The sequence below is a fragment of the Streptomyces griseochromogenes genome (assembly GCF_001542625.1).
In the GTDB taxonomy this organism is placed as follows: Bacteria; Actinomycetota; Actinomycetes; order Streptomycetales; family Streptomycetaceae; genus Streptomyces; species Streptomyces griseochromogenes.
The window spans coordinates 1,060,957-1,084,205 of record NZ_CP016279.1 but is presented as its reverse complement, the minus strand read 5'-3'; the positions used below and the strand labels follow the sequence as shown (position 1 = coordinate 1,084,205).

Below are 23,249 nucleotides of genomic sequence, written 5' to 3'. Positions count from 1 at the left end.
TTAAGGCGATCAGGGCACTCAGACCGAGACCGGCTCGCCCGCCGCCGCGGCGATCTCCGCCTCGGCGACGACGCCGGCGACGCGGCGCAGCTTCTTCATCGGGCCCTGCTCGGACTCGTAGACCTTCTTGACGCCGTCACCGAGGGAGGCCTCGATGGTGCGGATGTCGCGGACGAGGCGGACGAGGCCCTGCGGCTCCACGGAGGCGGCCTGGTCGGAGCCCCACATGGCGCGGTCCAGGGTGATGTGGCGCTCGACGAAGGTGGCGCCGAGGGCGACGGCGGCCAGCGTGGTCTGCAGGCCGGTCTCGTGGCCGGAGTAGCCGATCGGGACGTTCGGGTACTCCTTCTCCAGCGTGTTGATCACGCGGAGGTTCAGCTCCTCGGCCTTGGCCGGGTAGGTGGAGGTGGCGTGGCACATGAGGATGTTGTCCGAGCCGAGGACCTCGACCGCGTGGCGGATCTGCTTCGGGGTGGACATGCCGGTGGAGAGGATGACCGAGCGGCCGGTGGCGCGCAGGGCGCGCAGCAGCTCGTCGTCCGTCAGGGACGCGGAGGCCACCTTGTGGGCGGGGACGTCGAACTTCTCCAGGAAGGCGACGGCCTCGGTGTCCCACGGGGACGCGAACCAGTCGATGCCCTTCTCCTTGCAGTACTCGTCGATCTGGCGGTACTCGTCCTCGCCGAACTCCACGCGGTGGCGGTAGTCGATGTAGGTCATCCGGCCCCAGGGGGTGTCGCGCTCGATGTCCCACTGGTCGCGCGGGGTGCAGATCTCCGGGGTGCGCTTCTGGAACTTGACGGCGTCGCAGCCGGCCTCGGCGGCCACGTCGATCAGCTTGAACGCGTTCTCCAGCTCACCGTTGTGGTTGATGCCGATCTCGCCGCAGATGTAGACGGGACGGCCCGGGCCGACCTCGCGCGAACCGAACGTGCGCAGACGGGAGTTGGTGCTCATCAGGGGATGTCCTTACTTGGGGAGGGAATCGAGAGAGGGGCCGAGGATCCAGCTGGCGATCTCTCGGATCGCGCCGTCACCGCCGGGGATCGTGGTGACCGCGCGTGCGGCGCCGCGTACGACGTCGTGGGCGCTCGCGACCGCCACGGGCCAGCCGACGAGGGCGAAGCACGGGAGGTCGTTGACGTCGTTGCCGACGTAGAGCACGCGCTCAGGCGCGATGCCCTGCTCCTCGCACCACTGCTTCAGCGCGAGGTCCTTGCGGTCGATGCCGTGCAGCACCGGGAGCTTCAGCTTCCGGGCCCGGGCGGCGACCACCGGGTTCTGTTCCGTGGACAGGATCAGCATCCTCAGGCCGCTCTTGCGCAGGGCGGCGATGCCGAGTCCGTCTCCGCGGTGCACGGAGACGAACTCCCGTCCGTCGGAGTCGATCAGCACCCGGTCATCGGTCTGGGTGCCGTCGAAGTCGAGGACTACGGCGTCGATGTCGTCGTAGGTGGGGAGGGCGCCCGGGCGGTCCGCGTCGAAGAGCGGGGCGAGGGCGCGGGCGCGGGCCAGGTCGTGCGGGTCGTCGATCTCCAGGACCCGGGCCGGGTCGGTGCGGACCAGCTCGGTGTGGCCGAAGAAGCGGTGCTTGTGCTCGCGGAAGCCGGCCGCGTCCATCGCGTAGGCGGCGCCGGTCTCCAGCAGGTCCTGCGGGCGGTCCTGACGGCGCGGACGGAAGGACTTGTCGTGGTTGACGCCGTAACCGCCGCTCACCGTCGTGGAGTTGGCGACCGTCACGGATCCGCCGACGGCCGCCGTGGACTCCGTGTCGACGGCCACCGGGTCGTCGGCCGCGTCGCGCCAGATGAAGCCGTGGAAGGGGGCGACGGTGACGGCGGTGTCGGCGCCGTTCTCGACGACGGCCCCCGCGACCCCGTCCACGTCCTCGCGGATCAGGAACGGGCTGGTGCACTGGACGAGCAGGACGACGTCGACGGGCGCGCCGTGCAGGGCCTCATGGGCGTCCATGGCGTGCAGGACGGCGGCCTCGGAGGTGGCGGTGTCGCCGGCGATGGCGGCGGGGCGCAGCACGACCTCGGCGCCGGCCTGGCGGGCGGCGGCGGCGATGGCCTGGTCGTCGGTGGAGACGACCACGTCGGTCACCAGCCGAGCGGCGCGGCACTCGCGCACCGCGCGGGCCACCAGCGGGATGCCGCCGACGGGGGCGAGGTTCTTGGCGGGGACACCCTTGGAGCCGCCGCGCGCCGGGATCACCGCGAGCACGCGGCGCACCGCGGGTGCGTCGGGGTTGGCGTCGGTCATGTGCTCTGCTCCTTGCCGTGGGATCCGGTCGCTCACAGCTCTCCCATTCGTCGGATCACGGGGGCCACGCGCTGCACGCCGTGGCGGTAGGCGCCGCGTGCGGCCCGGCGCACGATCTGGCGGACGGGTCCCGGCGCCTTGTCGGCGGCGGGCGCGCCGGGCAGCGGGGCGCCGTCGGGGCCGAGGTGGTGGCGCGCGAGGATCCCGGGGAGGTAGCCGGGCGCGGTCTCGGGTGTGTAGTAGGGGTTCAGGGGCGGCAGGCCGCCTTCGCGGTCCAGCAGCTCGGCGATGCGCTCGCGGGCCGCGTCGAAGGCGGTGGCGTACGAGCCGTCGGCGGCGACGCCCTGCCGGGCCACCCACTCCTCGTCCGGCGCCGGGCGGTGCCCGGCGTCCAGCTGGTCCCAGGAGGCGAGGCACCCGGAGCCGGTGAAGTGGTGGTTGCCGAGCACCTCGCGCACGCCCAGGTCGGTCAGGACGACCGTCGGGACGCGGCGGTGCAGGGCCTCCAGAGCAGCCGTGGAGCTGATCGTGACCAGCAGGTCGGTGCGGTCGAGCACCTCGCCCATGTGGCCGTACACCAGGCGGAAGTTGGCGGGCACGTCCGTGCCCTGGACCAGCTTCTGGTACGGCAGTTCCTCGATGTGGGTGGTGTGCTCGCCGGGCTTGGAGCGCAGCTTGAGCAGCACCTCGCGCTCGGGGTGCTTGCGGGCGTGCTGGATCAGCCGGTTCAGCAGGTACGTACGGTCCTTGCGGCTGTCCGGGACGGAGGGCTGGGCCGCGAACACGACGGTGTAGGGCTGGTGTTCGCCGGTGTACGGCTTTCCGCCGAGGAAGGGCAGCGCGACCTCGGTCACCGAGGAGGCGTCGGCGCCGACCCCCTCGTACACGGCCCGGAACCGGTCCGCGTCGTGGCGGGAGTTGGCGAGGACGAGGTCCGCGCCGTGCCGCAGCAGCAGGCCGTCGGCGAGCTTCTCGTAGACGACGCCGACATAGCCGGTGACGACGACGGGACGGCTCCCGGAGCCCCAGGCGCTCCGCAGCCCGTGCAGCATCGCCTGGACAGCGCCGCCGACCAGGGCGAGGACGAGGACGTCGTACGGGTTCTCGGCGTCTTCGCTCATCGCGCGCAGGAACTCGACGGAGGTCACCTCGCGGAGGGAGTCCGCGCGGACGCCGACTTCGTTCAGCTGGCGGGCGGTCGGGGTCGCTCGGCCCCGCAGGAGGTAGCCGTCGAGCCGGATCTCGGCGTCGGTGGGGGTGACGCGCTGCGCGGTGAGCGCGCCCCACTTCCACCGGGTGTCGGAATCCGCGAGGACGGCGACCCGCAGGGCCTTCGTTGCACTTGCTGGCACGCCGAAGACGCTAGGAAGGCATTCCGAGGTTCCGCCCAACCCGAATACAACAAACGGTTAACAGCACATCGCCGAATGGCGAATCGGGTCATGATCGCGTCGCGAAAAAGCCCGGTTCACAGCTTCGCCATACGTCGTTCACCTCATATCAAGCCGACGGTCAAGACACATGACGGGCTTCCCCCTAACGTCCCTGACGTGGTCAAGCTCTCCGTCATCGTGCCGTTCTACAACGTGCAGCAATATGCGCCCGACACGCTCAGGAGCCTGAAGGCGAACGCGCGTGAGGACTTCGAATTCATTCTCGTCGACGACTGTTCCCGCGACGGGACACCAGAGATTCTCGCGCGCGCGGAGCGCGAGCTGCCGGGCGCGGTCTTCGTCCGGCACGAGAAGAACGGAGGGCTGGCGACCGCCCGCAACACCGGCATCGACCGGGCACGGGGCGAGTACCTGACTTTCCTGGACGGCGACGACTGGCTCGCCCCCGGCTACTACCCGCAGCTGGTCGGCGCGATCGAGGATCTCGGCTGCGACTTCCTGCGCACCGACCATGTGCAGTGCACCGCACGGGCACGCAGCGTGCAGCGGGTGCCGGTCGGCCGCCGGGGCGTCGTGCTGAACCCGCGCGAGGCGATCCTGCCCGCCGACCGCTCCACCTCCGTGGACTACGCCTTCGCCTGGGCGGGCATCTACCACCGGCGCCTGGTGGACAAGGGCCTGCTGCACTTCACCGACGGACTGCGCACGGCCGAGGACCGGCCGTGGATCTGGAAGCTGCACCGGGAGGCGGAGTCCTTCGCCGCGGTGAGCCTGATGGGTGTGTTCTACCGGCGCGGAGTAGCCACGTCACTCACCCAGATCGGTGATGTACGGCAGCTCGACTTCATTCGCGCGTTCGACCAGGTCATCTCGGAAACCGCGGCGGACCCGGAGGCGGCCGCCCTGCTGCCGAAGGCCGTCCGCACGTACTGCGCCATCATTTCCCATCATGTGGGATCCATCGAAAGGTTCGAGCCCGCGGTGGCGAAGAAACTGAAATCCATGAGTGCCGCGGCGCTGCGGCGCATGCCGCAGGATGTGCTGGACGAGGCCCTGGACTCGATGGACATCGAGCGCGCCTCCAAGCTGCGCCGGCTGCGCCGCCGTCCCGCCCCCGCGGGAGCCGCCGCGTGACCACCCAGATCTTCCAGGCGTCGACGCTGTACGGCACGGCCACGCTCGCCGCCGCCCTGGACTCCGGCTGCTTCCGCCCGGCCGACCGGCGGATCCTGCTGGTCTGCAACAACGCGGCCACGCCGGAGACCACGCCCGGCCTGGACGAGATGCCGGGCTTCGAGCGGCTGCGCGACCGCTTCGACGACGTGCTGTCGTACAACGAGACGATCTTCCCCTTCCACCCGGGCGGCTGGGCTCCCCGGGTGGACGACATGCCCCTGTGGGAGCGGTTTCTGCGCCACGAGTGGCGGCTCGGGGACGACGACGTGGAGCTGGCCGTCGAGTCGATCCAGGTCAACCCGTCCCTGGCGCTCGCCCAGATCTTCACCGGCGCCCCGGTCACCGTCTACGCCGACGGTCTGATGAGCTACGGCCCGACCCGCAACAAGATCGACCCGCTGGTCGGCACCCGGGTGGACCGGGTGCTCCACCTCGATCTGGTGCCGGGCCTGAAGCCGCTGCTGCTCACCGAGTTCGGCGTGCCGGGCGAGATTCTGCCGACGCCGGCCTTCACCAAGGTGCTGGCCCAGCTCGCGCCCCTCGGCGACGATCTGCCCCAGGTCGAGGAGCCCGCGCTGCTGCTCGGGCAGTACCTCTCCGCGCTCGAGATCCTCACCGCCGAGCAGGAGGAGAACCTGCATGTGCGGATGCTGAAGGGGGCCGTCGCGCTCGGGCACACCAAGGTGGTGTTCAAGCCGCACCCCACCGCTCCGGCCCGTTTCACCCGCACCCTGGAGCAGGAGGCGGAGAGGCTCGAGGTCGACCTCACCGTGCTCGACACGCCCGTCCTCGCCGAGGTGCTGTACCAGCGGATGCGTCCGGCGCTGGTCGTCGGCTGCTTCTCCACGGCGCTGCTGACCGCCTCCGCGCTCTACGGCCTGCCGGTCGCCCGGGTCGGCACGGATCTGCTGCTGGAGCAGCTGACGCCGTACGAGAACAGCAACCGGGTCCCGGTCACCGTCGTGGACGCGCTGCTGCCGGAGCTGGGCGACCGTGCCGCGGTCACCGAGCAGCGCCGGGGCAGGGACGTCGAGGCGCTGGGCGCGCTGGTGCGTGCGGTGGGCTTCGCGATGCAGCCGAAGATCCTTCCGAGGCTGCGGGAGGAGACCGAGCGGTACCTCGCGAAGAACCACGACGAGCGGACGCTGCGCTATTTCAAGCGCCGGCGTCTGACCTCGCTGGCGCTGCCCGGCGGGGTGCCGGCCCAGCTGGCGTTCATCCCCCGCAACGCCACGGTCCGCCGGGTGGCGCGCCAGGCGCGCAATCTGCGCCGGGTCGTGCGTCGCTGACCAGGCATTCCATCCAAGGGCGGGCCCGCGCGGGCCCGCCCTTTTTTGTCGGCCGGAAGTAAAAGAGGCGAACAGGTAAACAGAGGCGGTCTGTCGGGCGAATTGCCGGAGCGTAATCGCGCCTTGGAAATTCACATGAAAATCCGAAGTGCTTAGCGTTTGTTCGGGAAAAATGTGGAGCATCATGCCTGCTTCGTCCTCCACCCTCACCAGCGCTCCGCCCGCACCCAGGCCGGCCCCCGCCCCGTCCGTCTCCGGCGGCCACAAGAACCGTCTGCTCGCGCTGGACGGTCTGCGGCTCGTGGCCGCGCTGATGGTCTGCCTCTACCACTACACCGGACGCGGCGGCACGGTCTCCGAGTCCTGGCACCGGTCGCCGCACCTCCTCTTCCCGACGCTGTCGCAGATGTCCGCCTACGGCTGCCTGGGCGTCCAGTTCTTCTTCGTCATCAGCGGTTTCGTCATCTGCATGAGCAGCTGGGGCCGCACCCTCGGCGACTTCTTCCGCTCCCGCGTCGCCCGCCTCTACCCCGCCTACTGGGTCGCCCTGGTGCTGGTCACCGGCGCTTCCCTCGTCCTGCCGGCCGTCGTGCACGCGGTCCGCCTCGACGAGTTCCTGGTCAACCTGACGATGCTGCAGCAGCCGATGGGCGCGACGCGCGTGCTGGGCGTGTGCTGGACGCTCTGGGCCGAGGTCCGCTTCTACGCGCTGTTCGCCCTGCTCGTCGTCATGCGCGGGGTCACCTACCGGCGGGTCGTGCTCTTCTGCTGTGTGTGGACGCTGGCGACGGTGCTCACCAACACGTCCGACAACCAGCTGCTGAAGCAGCTGGTCATGCCGGAGTACGCGCCCTTCTTCATCGGCGGTCTCGCCCTCTACCTGATCCACCGTTTCGGCAGCGACCTGCTGCTGTGGGGCATCGTGGCCGTCTCCTGGCTGCTCGGACAGAGCACCGCCACGCACGGGCTGTGGCACCCGGGCGCGCACGGCGACCTCGTCCGCGACCCGCACGTCATCGTGCTGATCGTCACCCTCGCCTTCGCCTCCGTGGCGGTCGTGGCGGTGGGCTGGACCAGCTGGGCCAACTGGTCCTGGCTGACCACGGCCGGCGCGCTGACGTACCCGTTCTACCTGGTCCACGAGCACCTGGGCTGGTTCGCCATCCGGGTGCTGCACCGGGGCCTGGGACTGCCCCCGTACGCGACGCTCGCGACGACGGTGCTCGGCATGCTGGTGCTGGCCTGGCTGATCAACCGCTTCGTGGAGAAGCCGTTCGGCCCACGGCTGAAGAAGGCGCTGAAGCGGGAGTCCCTGGCCGGCCGCCTCGCCCGGCCGTAGCCGCCGGCCCGTGCGGCGCTCCTCGATGTCGTACCCCTCCCGGCGCCCTCCCGGGAGGGGCCTCGGACTTCCGTGCCGCGCCGGCCGGCCGTTTCCGGGTGGGCCGGGTCCTTCTCGCGGGCGACGCGGCGCACATCCGCTCACCGGCGGGCGGGCCCGGGCGGGCCGCCGCCAGGCGCTACGCGCTGGCCAGCGACAGCTTCACCGCGAAGCCGAGGAACAGGGCCCCCGCGGCCGAGGTGGCCGTCGCCGACAGCCGCTTGCGGCGGCGGAAGGCGGCGGCGAGGCGGGTGCCGCCGAATATCAGCGCGCTGAGGTAGAGGAAGCTGGCCAGCTGGGCGAAGGCGCCGAGGACGACGAAGGAGAGGGCCGGGTAGGCATAGCCCGGGTCCACGAACTGCACGAAGAAGGCGACGAAGAACAGGATCGCCTTGGGGTTGAAGAGGCTGACGACGAAGGCACGGCGGAAGGGCCGCTCCTCGGCCGGGGCGAGCGTCCCGGCCTCCTCGACGGGCTTCTCCCGCCGGGTGCGCCACATCCCCCACGCGGACCGCAGCATCCCGATCGCCAGCCAGGTCAGATATCCGGCGCCGGCGTACTTCACGATCCCGAACAGCACGGCGTTGCCCTGCAGCAGCGAGGCCACCCCGGCGGCGGACAGCGTCATCAGCACGGTGTCCCCGCACCAGACGCCGGCGGCGGCGGTGTAACCGGCTCGCACTCCGCGGCGGGCGGCGACGGAGAGGACGTAGAGCGAGTTCGGGCCGGGCAGCAGGACGATCAGGACGAGGCCGGCCAGGTAGGTGGGGAGATCGATGACGCCGAACATGAGAAGGAGTGTCGCACGGGGGTACGACACTCCGGTTCGGGGTGGGCCGGCCGTCGCCGCCGAGGAGGGCGCGGGGCGTCCGGCGTCGTCACTCAGAAGGTCTCCGTCGGCACATGACTCCCCCACACCTCCCGCAGCGCATGGCACACCTCCCCCACCGTCGCCCGCCCCCGCAACGCCTCCTTCATCGGATACAGCACGTTCTCCTCGCCCTCCGCCGCCTTCTTCAGCGCGTCCAGCGCCGCGCCCACCGCCCCCTGGTCCCGCCCGGCCCGCAGCTCGGCCAGGCGTTCCCGCTGCCGCGCCTCGATGGCGGGGTCCACCCGCAGCGGCTCGTACGGCTCCTCCTCGTCCAGCCGGAAGCGGTTGACGCCCACCACCACCCGTTCACCGGAGTCGGTCTCCTGCGCGATGCGGTACGCGTTGCGCTCGATCTCGGCCTTCTGGAAGCCCCGTTCGATCGCCGCCTCGGCCCCGCCGAGGTCCTCGACCTTGCGCATCAGGTCCAGCGCGGCCGCCTCGACGTCGTCGGTCAGCCTCTCCACCGCGTACGAGCCCGCGAAGGGATCCACCGTGGCCGGTACGTCCGTCTCGTACGCCAGCACCTGCTGCGTCCGCAGGGCCAGCCGGGCGCTCTTCTCCGTCGGCAGCGCGATCGCCTCGTCGAAGGAGTTGGTGTGCAGCGACTGGGTGCCGCCGAGCACGGCCCCGAGGGCCTGGACGGCCACCCGGACCAGGTTCACCTCCGGCTGCTGGGCCGTCAGCTGGACCCCGGCCGTCTGGGTGTGGAAGCGCAGCATCCAGGACTTCGGGTTCCGCGCGCCGAAGTCCTCGCGCATCACCCGCGCCCAGATCCTCCTCGCCGCGCGGAACTTGGCCACCTCCTCCAGCAGCGTCGTACGGGCCACGAAGAAGAAGGACAGGCGGGGCGCGAAGTCGTCGATGTCCATGCCTGCCGCCACCGCCGTCCGGACGTACTCGATGCCGTCGGCGAGGGTGAAGGCGATCTCCTGCGCGGGGGACGCGCCCGCCTCGGCCATGTGGTAGCCGGAGATCGAGATCGTGTTCCACTTCGGGATCTCGGCGGTGCAGTACTTGAAGATGTCGGCGGTCAGGCGCAGGGAGGGCCCCGGCGGGAAGATGTACGTGCCCCGCGCGATGTACTCCTTCAGGACGTCGTTCTGGATGGTGCCGGTGAGGCGGTCCGCCGGTACGCCCTGCTCCTCGGCCACCAGCTGGTAGAGCAGGAGCAGCAGTGCCGCCGGGGCGTTGATCGTCATCGAGGTGGAGACCTGGTCCAGCGGGATGCCGTCGAACAGCACCCGCATGTCCTCGACCGAGTCGATCGCCACGCCCACCTTGCCGACCTCGCCGTGCGCGAGGGGCGCGTCGGAGTCGTGGCCCATCTGGGTGGGCAGGTCGAAGGCGACGGACAGACCGGTGGTGCCGTGGGCGATCAGCTGCCGGTAGCGGGCGTTGGACTCGGCCGCCGTGCCGAAGCCGGCGTACTGGCGCATGGTCCAGGGGCGGCCGGTGTACATGGTCGGGTACACCCCGCGGGTGTACGGGTACGCCCCCGGTTCGCCCAGCTTCTCGGCCGGGTCCCAGCCGGTCAGGTCCGCCGGCCCGTATACCCGCTCCACGGGCAGTCCGGACTCCGACTCGCGCGTCATGGATGCCTCCGCAGTACGTTTTATCCCCCCTCACCATGCCCCGTTGTTCGACGGCGGTCACGCGGGGAAGCATCTCGGGCATGAGGATCCCGGGGAGACCCGCCGCCGCACTCGCCTCGGCCGCCGCCCTTGCCGCGCTCTGCGGCTGCTCCGTGCAGCCACCGGACGCCGACGGCAAGGGCCACGCGCCGGTGCACGTCCAGCTGCCGTCCAGCCGTGGCCCCGAACCCACCGGGACGGCCGACGCCCCCGACGCCACCCGGACGGCCGACAGTCCGCAGCCCACCCGGACGGCCGACAGTCCGGAGCCCGACCGGACGAATACGGGCCCGCCCGTCGGCGGACCCGCCCAGTCCACACCCCGCGTGCTGTGGTCGCGCGGCGACAGCGGCCCGGGGGTGCGCGAACTGCAGGCCCGGCTCCGCCAGGTCGACTGGCTGTCCGAAGGGCCGACAGGGACGTACGGCTCGCTGACCGAGCAGGGCGTCCAGGGCTTCCAGGGCAAGCGCGGACTGCCGCGGACCGGTGAGGTGGACACCGTCACCTGGCAGCGGCTGCGGGCGATGACGCATCAGCCGGGCATGTGGGAGCTGTATCTGATGGGCGGTCAGCCGCCCGCCGCGCCCGATCCCCGCTGCCTGACCGGCCGGGTGCTGTGCATCAGCAAGACCAGCCGGACGCTGCGCTGGATGATCGACGGGCGGACGGTCGAGACGCTGTCCGTGCGCTTCGGCGCCCTGTACACCCCCACGCGCGAGGGTGTGTTCCACATCTACTGGAAGTCACGGCACCATGTGTCGACGCTCTATCACACCCCGATGCCGTACGCGATGTTCTTCAGCGGCGGCCAGGCGGTGCACTACTCCTCCGACTTCGCGGCGCGCGGGTACGCCGGGGCTTCGCACGGGTGCGTCAATGTGCGGGACGAGGCGACGATCGCCCAGCTGTTCGCTCAGGTGCGGATCGGCGACAAGGTCGTCGTGTACTGGTGAGGCGCCTCGGCGGCGGAGAGTGTGGGGCGCGGGCGGGACCGGGGGAACGTGTCCCGCCCGCGCCAGGTGCACGAGCCGTGGGTACGGGGGGAACCCCGGCTCAGTGCGAGGGCCGATGACCAGTCGGCTCACTGAGTACTGCGTACTCGAGGCCAAAAACGTCACACCCTTCGCGGAAAAATCTTCGCGGCCGACAAAAGCCCAGGTCAGAGGGGTGTGACTGGGGCGCGGAGGGCTCGCGTGCACAGGCCCCGGACGCGCGGGGCTCAGAGCGCGGTGTACGTCGGGCTCGGCGCGGGTGCCGGGAAGGTGGCCTGCTGCCGGGCCGGCGTCAGGGGACCGAAGGTCGTGGGGGCGGCGGGGACGGGAGGGACGGCGGTGCGGTGACGGCCGCCGTGGTGACCGTCGTCGTGGTGACCGTCGTCGTCACCGCCCTGGCCGTTGCCCTCGCCCTTGTCCTTCCCGTCGCCCTTGCCGTTTCCGCCGCCCTTGTCGCCGTCACCGTCGCCGCCCTCGCCCTGGCCGCCGGACGCGGACCGGTCCGCGTCCAGGACGGACTTGCAGTACGTGGTCACGCGCGCGGAGCCGCCCGCCAGACCCTCCAGGACGCGCCGGCGGTCGTTGCCCAGTTCCTTGCCGTCCCGGATGTCGCGGCAGGCCGTGACGGCCACCTTCCACCAGGTGCCGGGGATCCCGGAGGGATCGGCGGAGCCGGGCTCGGCGCCCTTGTCCTTGCCCTTGCCCTTGCCCTTGTTCTTGCCCCTGCCCTGTCCGGCGGCGTCCCGGGAGGGATCCGCGCCCGCGGACCCGCCGGCGCCGGCGCTGGGCGTGCCCCGGTCGGGGTCGGCACCCGGAGTCGACTGCGGCGAGGGGGAGATGAGCGGCTCCGAGGAGTTCTGGGCGGAGACGGAGGCCGCGGGCCCCGGCTCCTCGTGGAACGGCAGCCGCAGCACCCCGCTGCCGGCGGCCACGGCGACCCCGCCGAGCGTGCCCGCGGCCACCGCCGCGGCGAGCGCCAGGCGCACCGGCCGGGCCCAGCTCGGGCGGCGGGAGCGGATTCCGGTACGGGTCGCGGCGCCGATGCGGACCAGGCTCTCGTCAAGGGCGCGCGAGGTGCGTCGGGAGCGGCCACGAGGGGTGCCGTCGGCGAGCGCGGCGGCATCGCGCTCGGCCTCGGCCGCCTCGCGGGCCTTGCGGAACGCGGCCAGCGCGGCCTGCTCGCCCGGGAGTTCCCCGGCCGCGGGGGCCGCCTCCGCGGCCAGGGCGCCCAGCGCTTTGCCCAGCTGTTCCGCCTGGTCACGGCCGGAGATGTCGACGGCTTCCAGCGACTCACCACGCAGCAGACGTTCCGCCGTTTCCCGGGTAAGCCACTTGTACTGCTCGTCGGCCATCACATGTCCTTCTGCGTCCGCGCACGCGTATGCGTCACAGTTGCGGACGTCACCGCGCGACCGCGCGGTTCTCGCTGGGGCGGGAGCGCGTCGAGCACGCCCGCCGATTCCGGATCGTCGCCGAGCAGCTCCGCGAGCCGCTTCAGGCCACGGTGCGCGGCGGTGCGTACGGCGCCCGCGCGCTTGCCGAGCGTCTCGGCTGCGGTCTTGGCGTCGAGGCCCACCACCACGCGCAGGACGACCGCCTCGGCCTGGTCCTGCGGGAGCCGCGCGATGAGCGAGAGGGTGCTGTCCGTGGTCAGCGCCTCAAGGGCCTCGCCGGCCGTGTCGGACTCGGCGGCCCGCCCCGTCAGTTCGGTCTCGTCGCCGCCGATGGCGGGGCGGCGGCCGCGCATCCGTATGTGGTCCAGGGCGCGGTTGCGGGCGATCCTGGCGGCCCAGCCCCGGAAGCGGTCGGCGTCGCCGCTGAACCGGTCGAGGTCCCGGGCGATCTGCAGCCAGGCCTCGGACGCGACGTCCTCGGCGTCCGGATCGCCCACCAGCGTGCGTACGTAACCGAGCAGCCTCGGATGCACCGCGCGGTACACCGTACGGAACGCGGTCTCATCCCCGTCCTGTGCCGCACACACCGCGGTGGTCAGCTCCGCGTCGTCCCCCAGCACCGCACTCCCTTTACGCCTGTCTTCGGTCGGCGCGAAAGGCACGTTACGGCGTGAAACCGCTCCCCGTCCATGTCTGTAGAAGATGCAACTAACTCGTGACACGCATGGGTGTGACAGAAAACGCACTCACGGCGCTGGAATAAGTACGGGCCGCCGCGCGGCCCGTGTCGCGCGACGGCCGGGGCCTCTCCTGTGGGGGGTGGCGGCCCCGGCCGTTGCCTCGACGGCATCGGCGCAGGCGAGAGGGGTCAGTGCCACCCGTCGGCCTTCGTCGGATCGGCGGCACCGCTCCCGCCGACCTTCTCGCTCTTGTCCTTCTTGCCGCTGTTGTGCGACTTGGCGGGTTCATCTGCTTTATCTGCTTTTTGTCCGCCTGCCCGGGTCAACTGGCCGGCGCAGTAGGCCGTGACGTTCTTCTCGCCTCCGGCGGCCGTGACGAGCCGCTGCCAGGCCGTCGCGTCCAGCGCCTTGCCGCGGCCGCGGACCCGCTCGTAGGCACGGCAGTGGGCGAGGGTGTCCTGAGCGGTGGCCGGATGGTCCGAGCGCGCCGAAGGGGTCCCGGACGCGGTGCCGTGCGGCTGGGCCGCCGACCGGGCCGGAGCGCTCACCGAAGGCCGTGCCCGCCGTCCGTCGCCGTCCCGGTGCCCGGCAGGACCCGCGGAGCCGATCGCCGCGAAGGCGACGCCGCCCAGCGTGACACTCGCGAGGAACACCGAGAGCGTGGTCTTCGGCAAGAACCGTGCGCGGCGCGGCTCCCGGGGCCGCCAGTCGTCCCGGCGCCGGGTGCGCGCCCGGTGCGCCCCGCAGTCGCGCGCGGCACGGAACGCGGTCAGGGCGCGCTGCGCGGCCTCGGGGGGCGACGGCGTCCGCCGCGTCGTACCGGCGCAGCGCTGCGGCGAACCGCGCCTCGAACGCGGCGTACCCGCCGGCCGGCCCAGGGCCCAGGACGGTGCCGCCGGGGTGCCCGCGCCTGCGGCCGGGCGGCCCGTCGCCGCTGTGCCGTTCACCCATGACCGTTCCCGTTCCTCGGTCCGGCCCGCTCGGCCGCCCGGATCCGCCGAATGCCCGCTCCCTCCGGTTCTCCTGCGTCCATACGGCCGTCGGCTGCCGCCGTTCATTCCGACTCCCCCAGCGTCCGGGGGCCGTCCTGCGTCACACCTCGCCGCGCCGCGTCCTGGGCGCCCAGCCGGCGGGCGAGTCGCCTCAGCCCGCGGTGGGCGGCGGTGCGGACCGCGCCGGGGCGCTTGCCGAGGACGCGGGCGACGGCGGGGCCGTCGAGGCCGACGACCACCCGCAGCAGCACGGCCTCGGCCTGGTCGCGGGGCAGCGCGCGGACCAGCTCCAGGGCGCGCTCGGTGGCGAGGGACTCCAGCGCCTGGTCCTGTGTGCCGTGCGGTCCGGGCAGGTCGAGCACGTCCGGTCCGGGCTCGGTCATCCGGGGCCGTACCCGCCGGCGGCGCAGACGGTCCAGGGCCCGGTGCCGGGCGACGGTCGCGGTCCAGCCGCGGAACCCCGCGCCGTCCCCCCTGAACCTTCCCAGGTCGCGGGCTATCTCCAGCCAGGCGTCGGCGGCCACGTCCGCCGCGTCGTCGCCGACGAGGCCGCGCAGATAGCCGAGCAGAGCCGGCTGCACGATCCGGTAGGCGACCGCGAAGGCGGCCTCGTCACCGTCCTGGGCCCGCGCGACGGCGGCGCCCAGCGCCCCGTCGCCCGCCTGCGGGCGCCGGGGTTCCCCTCCCTTGCCCAAGACCGTCCTCGTCCGTGCCGAGTTCGCGGCCACCGCGCGGCTCATGCGTCACCGGGCGACGCACTCCGGCCGTGTCCACGCCTTCCACGGTCATCAGCGCCGGGCCTCACAGAAGTGTCACAGCCGCCGGCAACTCGTTCGTCGACGGCGCTCAGGGGCTCCATACCGTTCCGCATGTCCGACTCCCGCGCGCAGCCGGTCCTGAGCACGGCGGACACCGGCGAGGCTCTGCGGACGGTGGAACGGCTGCCGGAGATCGCGGACACCGACGGACGTCGACCGGTGGGCGGAGGGCGGAGGGCGGCCGGGAGGCCTCGTCGCGTGAGGGGGACGACCCCGTGGCACACCTGCCGTTCCGCATGCGGGGCTGGTCCCGGGCCCCCTGGCCGGCCGCCCGGGCGGGGCAGCGGGTGATCGGTGATCCGGTGATGGCGCCCCACTGGCCGGCCGGGCTTCCTGTACCGTCCTGGCCGCGCCGGCCCTCAGCCGCGCGCGGTCGCGTCCCGGCACAGCAGGCGCAGCGAGCCCTGGCCGTCGAAGCACCGGCGGGCCTCGTCGATGGGGTCCCAGAGCCGGCCGTCGGGTGTGCGGATCCAGTGGTCGCCGCCCGTCGCCCACCACTCGGCGCCGCTCTGGCGGACGATGACCTCCCCGGCGTAGGCGCCGAGGCCGCGCAGCACCTGTTCGACCGCCGCGTACGGCGGTTCCTCGCGGCGTATCTCCTCGATCATCCGGTCCACCCGCCACAGACTCTGCGCCGTGTAGTCGAGCCGCACCCGCGCGCCCTCGCGCATGGTCGCCACCGCGTCCGCCGCCCAGCGCGCGGGCTTCGCGGCGGCGTTCGGCCTGGTCTCTGTCATGTACTGCGCTGTCACATAGGGAAGAGCGGACCGCGCCGGACTTCCGTCACCCGTATCCGAGCCGTTTCCCCAACCCGCGCAGGACCGCCCCAGCGCGACCGCACGACGGTTACAGAACTCGCCCAGCAGCGGGGTTTGAGCTCCGGTCAGCCGCGTCCGCGGGCCCGGCGGGACACCACCGCGCGCAGCACCCTGCGGCCCTCGACCGTGATGTCCAGGGCGCGGCGTAGACCGTGCTTGCCGTGCTCGGCGAGGAGTTCCAGGACGACCACCTGGCGCCGCAGCTCGGCGGCGACCAGTGGGGACACTCCCTCGGTGCCGCCGGTCCGGCGGGCCCCCAGGCCGTCGGCCGACTCGGTGTCGTCCACGGCGGGATCCAGGAGCCGGTGGATGCGCAGGGAGGCGACGGAGCAGGCGTCGGCCCAGGCCCGTACCGCGTCGGCGGTGCGCTCGGCCGGGGCCGCCTCCAGCATGCGGCGCGCGAGCAGCACGGCCTCGTCCGCATCGGACGGGGCCGTATCGAGCGCGCCGCGCGCCTTGTCGAGGACCGCGGCCCAGTCGGAGCCGTCGGCGAGGCTCGCCCACAGCGGGCGCAGCACCTCGTCGTCGCCGTCCAGCAGGGGTATGCACCGATCCAAACAAGCCAACCCGCTGGCGGCCAGTCCGCGTTCGTCGGCCTGCGCGATCAGTTCCACCAGGCTCATGAAAGCCTCCCTCGCCGGGGCGCCGCCTTTACGGAGCCCGCACTTCCCCTTACTGCGTGCGACGGCGCGGGAGTGTCACAGCCACGTGTTTTCAGCCAAGGGCCGGGACCGGGACGGGGCCCGCGAGAGCCCTGCCGTGCTGCATCCGGGTGATCTTGAGAACGACCAGGACGGCCAGCGCGGCGGCCGCGATGTCGATCACGTCGGAGACCAGCATCATGCTGGCGGCCTGGTGCAGTGCGGCCGCGGCGTGGGCGTGCCGGCTCTCCGTGTCGGCGGCCCGGTCGGCGAACAGGGAGACGATCCACATCGCCCACCAGAGGTTGACCAGCGCATGGCCGGGGCGCTCGGCCCAGGGAGCGCTGGAGTCCCAGATGTCGAGGGTGACCCGGCGCGGGAACCACAGGTTCACGACCGGCACGAACCAGCCGCCGATCGTCCAGCCCCGCGCCTTGCTGTGCCCGCCGGGGTTGAACGCCTCGGCGTTGACCCGCACCCGCCACAGCCAGCACAGGTACACGGTCATCGTCGCCAGCAGGGCGACCGCCTGGGCGATGCCGGAGGCGTTGTAGAGCGCGTCGGCGTGGTCGGCCCGCTGGACCACGTCGGCACCGGTGACCCCCTCGGCGATGTCCCCGGTGACGTTCATCTCCAGCACGTCGGCCACGACGGCGAACAGATCGGCGGCGATGACCACGCCGAGCAGCGTGGCGGTGGCCCGGCCGAGCCCGACCGGAGAGCGCACCACGGCGCCGGGCACGGCGCACCGGACGCACAGAGTGCCCCCGGGCGCGGCGGCGAACTGCTGGCAGCGGGCACAGGTCATGAAGGAGTCCCCCGGAACGACGTGGAAGCGCGCGGTTCCCCCCAGAACCGGTTCCGCGCGGTGACGAACACCGGAAGATACGGTTCGCGCGCCTCGCACGTCCACTCGGATCCGGGCCGGGCCTCAGCCCAGCCGGTCCGCCAGGCTCCTGAAGTCGGCCCAGGACAGCGCCGGGGTGCCCGGGTCCCACAGCTTCTGCACGGTGGCCCGCAGCGGCATCCGGATGCCGGCGGCGACCTGGTCCTGCGTCTGGGCGTTCGCGATGTCGCTCCAGACCGCGAACGAGCCGCCGAGTATCTGCCCGTCGAAGCCCGCCGGCACGGTGGTCGTCCCGCGCAGCACCCGCGGGTTCCACCGCTCGTAGATCCGCTGCCCGGTCGGGTAGACGAAGGTCTGCGGCTGCCCGAGGACGTAGTACAGGAACTCGTCGTTGTAGTTGAGCACCTTGCGGCCCGCGCTCAGGTACTCCTCCGGCTGCCGGGCGCCGATCTCCTTGCCGGTCCAGTAGGCGACCTGGAGGTCCTTGGCGGGCTGCACGGAGGTGTTCCGGAAGAAGCCGTCGTTCCAGACCCGCATGGTCCGGTCGTGGGCCCGGACCGTGTCGGCGCGGTCGTTGAGCCAGCCGGTGGCGAGGTCGGCGACGGTCGCGCCGGAGCCGAACTTCTGCTGGGCGGCCGCTGCCAGCTGCGGATAGGAGGCCTGCGGGTCCGCCACGGTCAGCGCCTGGTACTCGTCGCCGCCGAGATGCCACCGATCGCCGGTGAAGAGCCCGGCGTACTCGCCCAGCAGATCGTCCACGATCTTCGCGGAGGCGTCCTTGGAGATGTCGATCGCGCCCTTGGTCGGCACCCCGCCCGCATTGCGCAGCTGCAGGTCCGGGTGGGCGGCGATGACCGCGCCCAGATGCCCGGGCGAGTCGATCTCGGGCACCACGGTGATGTGCCGCGAGGCCGCGAGATCCACGATCTGCTTGACCTGAGCCTTGGTCAGATGGTCCTGGGAGACGATCTCGGGATGGGTGCCGGACTCGATCCTGAAGCCCTGGTCGTCGGAGAAGTGCAGCCCCAGCTCGTTGAACTTCAGGTCGCCCAGCTCGCGTATCCGGTCCTCTATCCAGGGCGCGGTGTACGGCTTGCGCGCGATGTCCAGCATGAAGCCGCGCACCGGCTTGGCGGGCTCGTCGCGTACGACGCCCTCCGGTGCCGTACCCCCTGCGTGGACCTCCTGCTTGAGGGTGCGGGTGCCGTAGAAGACCCCCGCGTCGGCCGGCCCGCTGATGTCGACCCGCCCGCCGCGGACCGTCATGGTGTACGACTCCGGATTCCCGCCCCCGCTGCCGAGGGTCAGCCGCAGATCCCCGGGCCGTACGTCGTCCTTCTCCCCCGCGTAGGCCAGCCCCAGCTCACCGGCTATCAGCCGGCCCTCGTCGACCAGCTCCGGATCGCTCACCACCACCCGCTCGCCCTGCCGGGGCCGCCAGCCGGGGCCGCGTGCCGGGGTGTGGGAGCGCACCGCGGGTATGGTGCGCGGCGCCTGGGAGAGCGGATAGGAGCGGCTGGGCGTGGGACTGCTCGGGGTGGTCGCGCCGCTGGACTCCGCGGCCGACGCGCGCTTCGACGGCGCCTGCCCCGTACCGCCGGCCGGCTCACCGCCGCCCCCGTCCGCCGAGGCCCATACGCCGACGCCCGCTCCGAGCGCGACGGTCCCCACGAACGCGGCGGCCACGACCGCCCGCTTACGCCTCACCTGCTGCGCCGAGGCCCGGCGCTTGTGCTGGCTCACCCGAACAACGTACGACCGATCCGCACTTCATTCGTCACCGAGACGTTCTGAAACTCTTCCGTCCGGGTGAAATTCAGGCATCCCCAGGACACACAGTGACCACTCTCGATAACGTGATGACACACCTTTCACAGCATCCGCTGCCACACCACATGTGACACGAGGATCTCCGCTGCCTGCGCACCGTCTACCGACCCTCCCCAAGCCGCTGGACACTTTCAACACCGCCTCCAGCGACGAGGCCCGCGCCCTGCTCCTGAACTGCCTGCGCTGCCCGCGCTGGTCGCGCCGGGTGGCCGACCACCGCCCCTACCCCGACCTGGACTCCCTCCTGGCCGCGGCGGACGAGGCGGCGTACGACCTGTCACCCGAGGACCTCGCCGAGGCCCTGGCCGGCGAGTCGCTCCCGGAGCTGCCGGAGGACACGTACTCCGTGGCCCATACGGCCCTGAGCGCGGCCCACGCGGCCTACGAAGCCCGATTCGGACACGTTTTCGTCATCTATCTGGGTGATTGTCCTCGCGAAGAGGCGCTCGACCGCATCCTCGAAGGCATCCGGTCACGATTGACGAACGATCCCGAGGAGGAGCGGGTCATGGCGGCGGAGCAACTCCGGCGCCTTGCAGGAGAACGGCTGGGTCAACTCCTCAGGGGCGCGGAGCTGCGTCTATCAGCGGCTCCGCCGCGGGGCGCGGCCACCCCCAACGCACCCGGCAAATAACCGGACACCCCACCCCGGTAGCCGCAACGCAACTAGCCCATCCGATGCCAGTTTGATCACACAGGCAGGCCCCCCGTAAGCGGCGGCGCACCGCATGGATACGATGCTGAGGGCCGGTGGACCGTACCCGGCCGGGCCCGACCGACACCGAAGCCGGCGCGGCCCTAGTCCCCGCTCCCGGAGGGTTCTTCCGTGCCGGCTGGAACGCTGTACCGCGGCCGGGAAGGAATGTGGTCCTGGGTGGCTCATCGAGTCACCGGTGTCCTCATCTTCTTCTTCCTGTTCGTTCACGTGCTGGACACCGCACTCGTGCGTGTCTCCCCCGAGGACTACGACAAGGTCGTAGCCACGTACAAGACCCCGATCGTCGCGCTGCTGGAGTACGGCCTCGTCGCCGCCATCCTCTTCCACGCGCTCAACGGCCTGCGCGTCATCGCCGTCGACTTCTGGTCGAAGGGCCCGCGCTACCAGAAGCAGATGCTCTGGTCCGTCGTCGGTGTCTGGATCGTCCTGATGGTCGGTGCGATCTACCCCGTCCTCGGCCACGCCGCTCGTGTTCTGTTCGGGAGCTGAGGCCCATGTCCACGACTGAAACCACCGCGTCCGGCGTCGGCCCCGTCGAGGGCGCCCCCGTCTACAGCGTCGACAACCCGGCCCCGCTCATCGAGGCGCCGCGCAAGCGGACCAAGAAGACCCCGCGCTCGACCCGGGGCAACTTCGAGATGGCCGCCTGGCTGTTCATGCGTCTGTCCGGCGTCGTGCTGGTCGTCCTCGTCCTCGGCCACCTGCTGATCCAGCTGGTCCTGGACGGCGGCGTCTCCAAGATCGGCTTCGCCTTCGTGGCCGGCCGCTGGGCCTCCCCGTTCTGGCAGGTCTGGGATCTGCTGATGCTCTGGCTCGCGATGCTGCACGGCGCCAACGGCCTGCGCACGGTCATCAACGACTACGCCGAGCGCGCGAACACCCGGCTGTGGCTCAAGGGCCTGCTCTACACCGCCACGGTGTTCACCATCCTGCTCGGCTCGCTGGTGATCTTCACCTTCGACCCGAACATCCGCTAGGCACGGGGCTGCGAGAATCATGAAGATCCACAAGTACGACACCGTCATCGTCGGCGCCGGCGGCGCCGGCATGCGCGCGGCCATCGAGTCGACGAAGCGCAGCCGCACCGCGGTCCTGACCAAGCTCTACCCCACCCGCTCCCACACGGGCGCCGCGCAGGGCGGCATGGCCGCCGCGCTCGCCAACGTGGAGGAGGACAACTGGGAGTGGCACACCTTCGACACGGTCAAGGGCGGTGACTACCTGGTCGACCAGGACGCCGCCGAGATCCTGGCGAAGGAGGCCATCGACGCCGTCCTCGACCTGGAGAAGATGGGTCTGCCGTTCAACCGGACCCCGAACGGCACCATCGACCAGCGCCGCTTCGGCGGTCACTCCCGCAACCACGGCGAGGCGCCGGTCCGCCGGTCCTGCTACGCCGCGGACCGCACCGGCCACATGATCCTCCAGACGCTGTACCAGAACTGCGTCAAGGAGGGCGTGGAGTTCTTCAACGAGTTCTACGTCCTGGACCAGCTGATCACCGAGGTCGACGGCGTCAAGAAGTCGGCCGGTGTGGTGGCGTACGAGCTGGCCACCGGCGAGATCCACGTCTTCCAGGCGAAGGCGGTCATCTACGCCTCCGGCGGCACCGGCAAGTTCTTCAAGGTGACGTCGAACGCCCACACGCTGACCGGTGACGGCCAGGCCGCCGTCTACCGCCGCGGGCTGCCGCTGGAGGACATGGAGTTCTTCCAGTTCCACCCGACCGGTATCTGGCGCATGGGCATCCTGCTGACGGAGGGCGCCCGTGGTGAGGGCGGCATCCTGCGCAACAAGGACGGCGAGCGCTTCATGGAGAAGTACGCGCCGGTCATGAAGGACCTCGCGTCCCGTGACGTCGTCTCCCGCTCCATCTACACGGAGATCCGCGAGGGCCGCGGCTGCGGTCCCGAGGGCGACCACGTCTACCTGGACCTGACGCACCTGCCGCCGGAGCAGCTGGACGCCAAGCTCCCGGACATCACCGAGTTCGCGCGCACCTACCTCGGCATCGAGCCCTACACGGACCCGATCCCGATCCAGCCCACCGCGCACTACGCGATGGGCGGCATCCCGACCAACGTCGAGGGTGAGGTCCTTCTCGACAACACCACCGTCGTCCCGGGTCTGTACGCGGCCGGCGAGGTGGCCTGCGTGTCGGTGCACGGCGCCAACCGCCTCGGCACCAACTCGCTGCTGGACATCAACGTCTTCGGCCGTCGCGCGGGCATCGCCGCCGCCGAGTACTCGGCGAAGGCCGACTTCGTCGAGCTGCCGGAGGACCCGGAGGCGTTCGTCGTCGAGCAGATCGAGCAGCTGCGCAACTCCACCGGCAGCGAGCGGGTCGCCCAGATCCGCCGCGAGCTGCAGGAGACCATGGACGCGAACGTCATGGTGTTCCGCACCGAGCAGACGATCAAGACGGCCGTCGAGAAGATCGCCGAGCTGCGCGAGCGCTACAAGAACGTGGCGATCCAGGACAAGGGCAAGCGGTTCAACACGGACCTGCTGGAGGCGATCGAGCTGGGCAACCTGCTCGAACTGGCCGAGGTCATGGCGGTGTCGGCCCTGGCCCGCAAGGAGTCCCGCGGCGGTCACTACCGCGAGGACTACCCGAACCGGGACGACGTCAACTTCATGCGCCACACGATGGCGTACCGCGAGGTCGGCGCCGACGGCTCGGAAACCGTCCGTCTCGACTACAAGCCGGTCGTCCAGACCCGCTACCAGCCGATGGAGCGTAAGTACTGATGGCAACTCCTGTTCTGGACAAGGTGGAGGCGGAGGCCGCGGCCTCTCCCTACATCACCGTCACCTTCCGGGTCCGCCGCTTCAACCCGGAGGTCTCGGCCGAGGCGACGTGGGAAGACTTCCAGCTGGAAATCGACCCGAAGGAGCGTGTCCTCGACGGACTCCACAAGATCAAGTGGGACGTCGACGGCACCCTCACCTTCCGCCGTTCCTGCGCGCACGGCATCTGCGGCTCCGACGCCATGCGGATCAACGGCAAGAACCGCCTGGCGTGCAAGACGCTGATCAAGGACATCAACCCCGAGAAGCCGATCACGGTCGAGCCCATCAAGGGCCTGACGGTCCTGAAGGACCTGGTCGTGGACATGGAGCCGTTCTTCCAGGCGTACCGGGACGTCATGCCCTTCCTGATCACCAAGGACACGAACGAGCCGACGCGCGAGCGGCTGCAGTCCGCCGAGGACCGCGAGCGCTTCGACGACACGACGAAGTGCATCCTCTGCGCCGCGTGCACGTCCTCGTGCCCGGTCTTCTGGAACGACGGCCAGTACTTCGGCCCGGCCGCCATCGTCAACGCGCACCGCTTCATCTTCGACTCGCGTGACGAGGCGGCCGAGCAGCGCCTGGAGATCCTCAACGACCGCGACGGCGTGTGGCGCTGCCGCACGACCTTCAACTGCACGGACGCCTGCCCGCGCGGTATCGAGGTCACGAAGGCGATCCAGGAGGTCAAGCGCGCGCTGATCACGCGCCGCTTCTGATCT

The 23,249-nt window shown here is 71.3% G+C and carries 22 protein-coding genes and 1 pseudogene; 10 read left to right on the top strand and 13 right to left on the bottom strand.

The window, feature by feature from the left end; genetic code table 11:
• Nucleotides 1-18: 18 nt before the first annotated feature.
• From AVL59_RS05150 to AVL59_RS05140, 3 genes are read right to left on the bottom strand one after another with little or no spacing between them, the layout of a single operon-like run.
• On the bottom strand, nt 19-957 hold the full coding sequence (locus tag AVL59_RS05150; protein ID WP_067299994.1) for an N-acetylneuraminate synthase family protein: 939 nt from the start codon (nt 955-957) through the stop codon (nt 19-21).
• A gap of 12 nt (nt 958-969) precedes the next feature.
• Nucleotides 970-2,265, bottom strand: coding sequence for an N-acylneuraminate cytidylyltransferase (locus AVL59_RS05145; protein ID WP_067299993.1), 1,296 nt, complete (start codon nt 2,263-2,265; stop codon nt 970-972).
• A 32-nt stretch (nt 2,266-2,297) separates the two neighbouring features.
• Nucleotides 2,298-3,617: a DUF6716 putative glycosyltransferase gene (locus AVL59_RS05140; protein WP_067299992.1), complete on the bottom strand. Its 1,320-nt coding sequence runs from the start codon at nt 3,615-3,617 to the stop codon at nt 2,298-2,300.
• 198 nt (nt 3,618-3,815) lie between these two features.
• Here AVL59_RS05140 and AVL59_RS05135 point away from each other — a divergent pair, with 198 nt between their 5' ends.
• From AVL59_RS05135 to AVL59_RS55500, 4 genes and pseudogenes are all read left to right on the top strand, one after another.
• On the top strand, nt 3,816-4,793 hold the full coding sequence (locus AVL59_RS05135) for a glycosyltransferase family 2 protein (protein WP_067299991.1): 978 nt from the start codon (nt 3,816-3,818) through the stop codon (nt 4,791-4,793).
• Entirely contained in the window at nt 4,790-6,124 is a 1,335-nt protein-coding gene (locus AVL59_RS05130; protein ID WP_067299990.1) for an alpha-2,8-polysialyltransferase family protein, read from the top strand. Before AVL59_RS05135 ends, AVL59_RS05130 begins: the two co-directional genes overlap by 4 nt.
• A gap of 184 nt (nt 6,125-6,308) precedes the next feature.
• The gene (locus AVL59_RS05125) at nt 6,309-7,463 is read left to right on the top strand and encodes an acyltransferase family protein (protein WP_208870311.1); all 1,155 of its coding nucleotides are present in this window, start codon (nt 6,309-6,311) and stop codon (nt 7,461-7,463) included.
• Nucleotides 7,367-7,612, top strand: a pseudogene (locus AVL59_RS55500) (FAD-dependent monooxygenase); the annotation flags it as partial. The gene AVL59_RS05125 and the pseudogene AVL59_RS55500, both read left to right, overlap by 97 nt.
• Before the next feature lie 29 nt (nt 7,613-7,641).
• Here the strand turns inward: AVL59_RS55500 and leuE are convergent.
• Nucleotides 7,642-8,292, bottom strand: a complete 651-nt coding sequence (leuE, locus tag AVL59_RS05120; protein WP_067299989.1) for a leucine efflux protein LeuE — start codon at nt 8,290-8,292, stop codon at nt 7,642-7,644.
• 92 nt (nt 8,293-8,384) lie between these two features.
• Nucleotides 8,385-9,965 carry an acyl-CoA mutase large subunit family protein gene (locus AVL59_RS05115; protein WP_067299988.1) on the bottom strand — a complete coding sequence of 527 codons (1,581 nt, stop codon included), beginning with the start codon at nt 9,963-9,965 and terminating at the stop codon, nt 8,385-8,387.
• An 80-nt stretch (nt 9,966-10,045) separates the two neighbouring features.
• Between AVL59_RS05115 and AVL59_RS05110 the strand changes: the two genes are divergently transcribed.
• The gene (locus tag AVL59_RS05110; protein ID WP_067299987.1) at nt 10,046-10,957 is read left to right on the top strand and encodes a L,D-transpeptidase family protein; all 912 of its coding nucleotides are present in this window, start codon (nt 10,046-10,048) and stop codon (nt 10,955-10,957) included.
• A 266-nt stretch (nt 10,958-11,223) separates the two neighbouring features.
• Here AVL59_RS05110 and AVL59_RS05105 read toward each other — a convergent pair whose 3' ends face one another.
• The 8 genes from AVL59_RS05105 to AVL59_RS05070 all read right to left on the bottom strand — a co-directional run bounded on the left by AVL59_RS05105 (nt 11,224) and on the right by AVL59_RS05070 (nt 18,929).
• On the bottom strand, nt 11,224-12,348 hold the full coding sequence (locus AVL59_RS05105) for a hypothetical protein (RefSeq protein ID WP_067299986.1): 1,125 nt from the start codon (nt 12,346-12,348) through the stop codon (nt 11,224-11,226).
• Nucleotides 12,348-13,010 (bottom strand): RNA polymerase sigma factor, encoded by a 663-nt coding sequence (locus AVL59_RS05100; protein WP_067299985.1) that lies wholly within the window; start codon nt 13,008-13,010, stop codon nt 12,348-12,350. The genes AVL59_RS05105 and AVL59_RS05100 overlap by 1 nt, the downstream gene beginning before the upstream one ends.
• A 248-nt stretch (nt 13,011-13,258) precedes the next feature.
• Entirely contained in the window at nt 13,259-14,017 is a 759-nt protein-coding gene (locus AVL59_RS05095) for a hypothetical protein (protein WP_067299984.1), read from the bottom strand.
• Nucleotides 14,018-14,124: 107 nt separating this feature from the next.
• The gene (locus tag AVL59_RS05090; RefSeq protein WP_067316912.1) at nt 14,125-14,757 is read right to left on the bottom strand and encodes an RNA polymerase sigma factor; all 633 of its coding nucleotides are present in this window, start codon (nt 14,755-14,757) and stop codon (nt 14,125-14,127) included.
• A gap of 482 nt (nt 14,758-15,239) precedes the next feature.
• Nucleotides 15,240-15,617 (bottom strand): hypothetical protein, encoded by a 378-nt coding sequence (locus AVL59_RS05085; protein ID WP_067316910.1) that lies wholly within the window; start codon nt 15,615-15,617, stop codon nt 15,240-15,242.
• A 146-nt stretch (nt 15,618-15,763) separates the two neighbouring features.
• The gene (locus AVL59_RS05080; RefSeq protein WP_067299983.1) at nt 15,764-16,321 is read right to left on the bottom strand and encodes a hypothetical protein; all 558 of its coding nucleotides are present in this window, start codon (nt 16,319-16,321) and stop codon (nt 15,764-15,766) included.
• 91 nt (nt 16,322-16,412) lie between these two features.
• Nucleotides 16,413-17,147 carry a DUF4328 domain-containing protein gene (locus tag AVL59_RS05075; protein WP_067299982.1) on the bottom strand — a complete coding sequence of 245 codons (735 nt, stop codon included), beginning with the start codon at nt 17,145-17,147 and terminating at the stop codon, nt 16,413-16,415.
• 123 nt (nt 17,148-17,270) lie between these two features.
• Nucleotides 17,271-18,929 carry a beta-N-acetylhexosaminidase gene (locus AVL59_RS05070; RefSeq protein ID WP_079146533.1) on the bottom strand — a complete coding sequence of 553 codons (1,659 nt, stop codon included), beginning with the start codon at nt 18,927-18,929 and terminating at the stop codon, nt 17,271-17,273.
• Between the two features lie 154 nt (nt 18,930-19,083).
• Here AVL59_RS05070 and AVL59_RS05065 point away from each other — a divergent pair, with 154 nt between their 5' ends.
• The 5 genes from AVL59_RS05065 to AVL59_RS05045 all read left to right on the top strand — a co-directional run bounded on the left by AVL59_RS05065 (nt 19,084) and on the right by AVL59_RS05045 (nt 23,246).
• A complete protein-coding gene (locus AVL59_RS05065; RefSeq protein WP_067299981.1) occupies nt 19,084-19,650 on the top strand; it encodes a 2-oxo-4-hydroxy-4-carboxy-5-ureidoimidazoline decarboxylase in 567 nt (188 codons plus the stop codon).
• A 192-nt stretch (nt 19,651-19,842) separates the two neighbouring features.
• A complete protein-coding gene (sdhC, locus tag AVL59_RS05060) occupies nt 19,843-20,223 on the top strand; it encodes a succinate dehydrogenase, cytochrome b556 subunit (RefSeq protein WP_079146532.1) in 381 nt (126 codons plus the stop codon).
• 5 nt (nt 20,224-20,228) lie between these two features.
• On the top strand, nt 20,229-20,711 hold the full coding sequence (locus tag AVL59_RS05055) for a succinate dehydrogenase hydrophobic membrane anchor subunit (RefSeq protein WP_067299979.1): 483 nt from the start codon (nt 20,229-20,231) through the stop codon (nt 20,709-20,711).
• A 19-nt stretch (nt 20,712-20,730) separates the two neighbouring features.
• Nucleotides 20,731-22,485, top strand: a complete 1,755-nt coding sequence (sdhA, locus tag AVL59_RS05050; RefSeq protein WP_067299978.1) for a succinate dehydrogenase flavoprotein subunit — start codon at nt 20,731-20,733, stop codon at nt 22,483-22,485.
• Nucleotides 22,485-23,246 carry a succinate dehydrogenase iron-sulfur subunit gene (locus AVL59_RS05045; RefSeq protein WP_067299977.1) on the top strand — a complete coding sequence of 254 codons (762 nt, stop codon included), beginning with the start codon at nt 22,485-22,487 and terminating at the stop codon, nt 23,244-23,246. The genes sdhA and AVL59_RS05045 overlap by 1 nt, the downstream gene beginning before the upstream one ends.
• Nucleotides 23,247-23,249 lie beyond the last annotated feature (3 nt).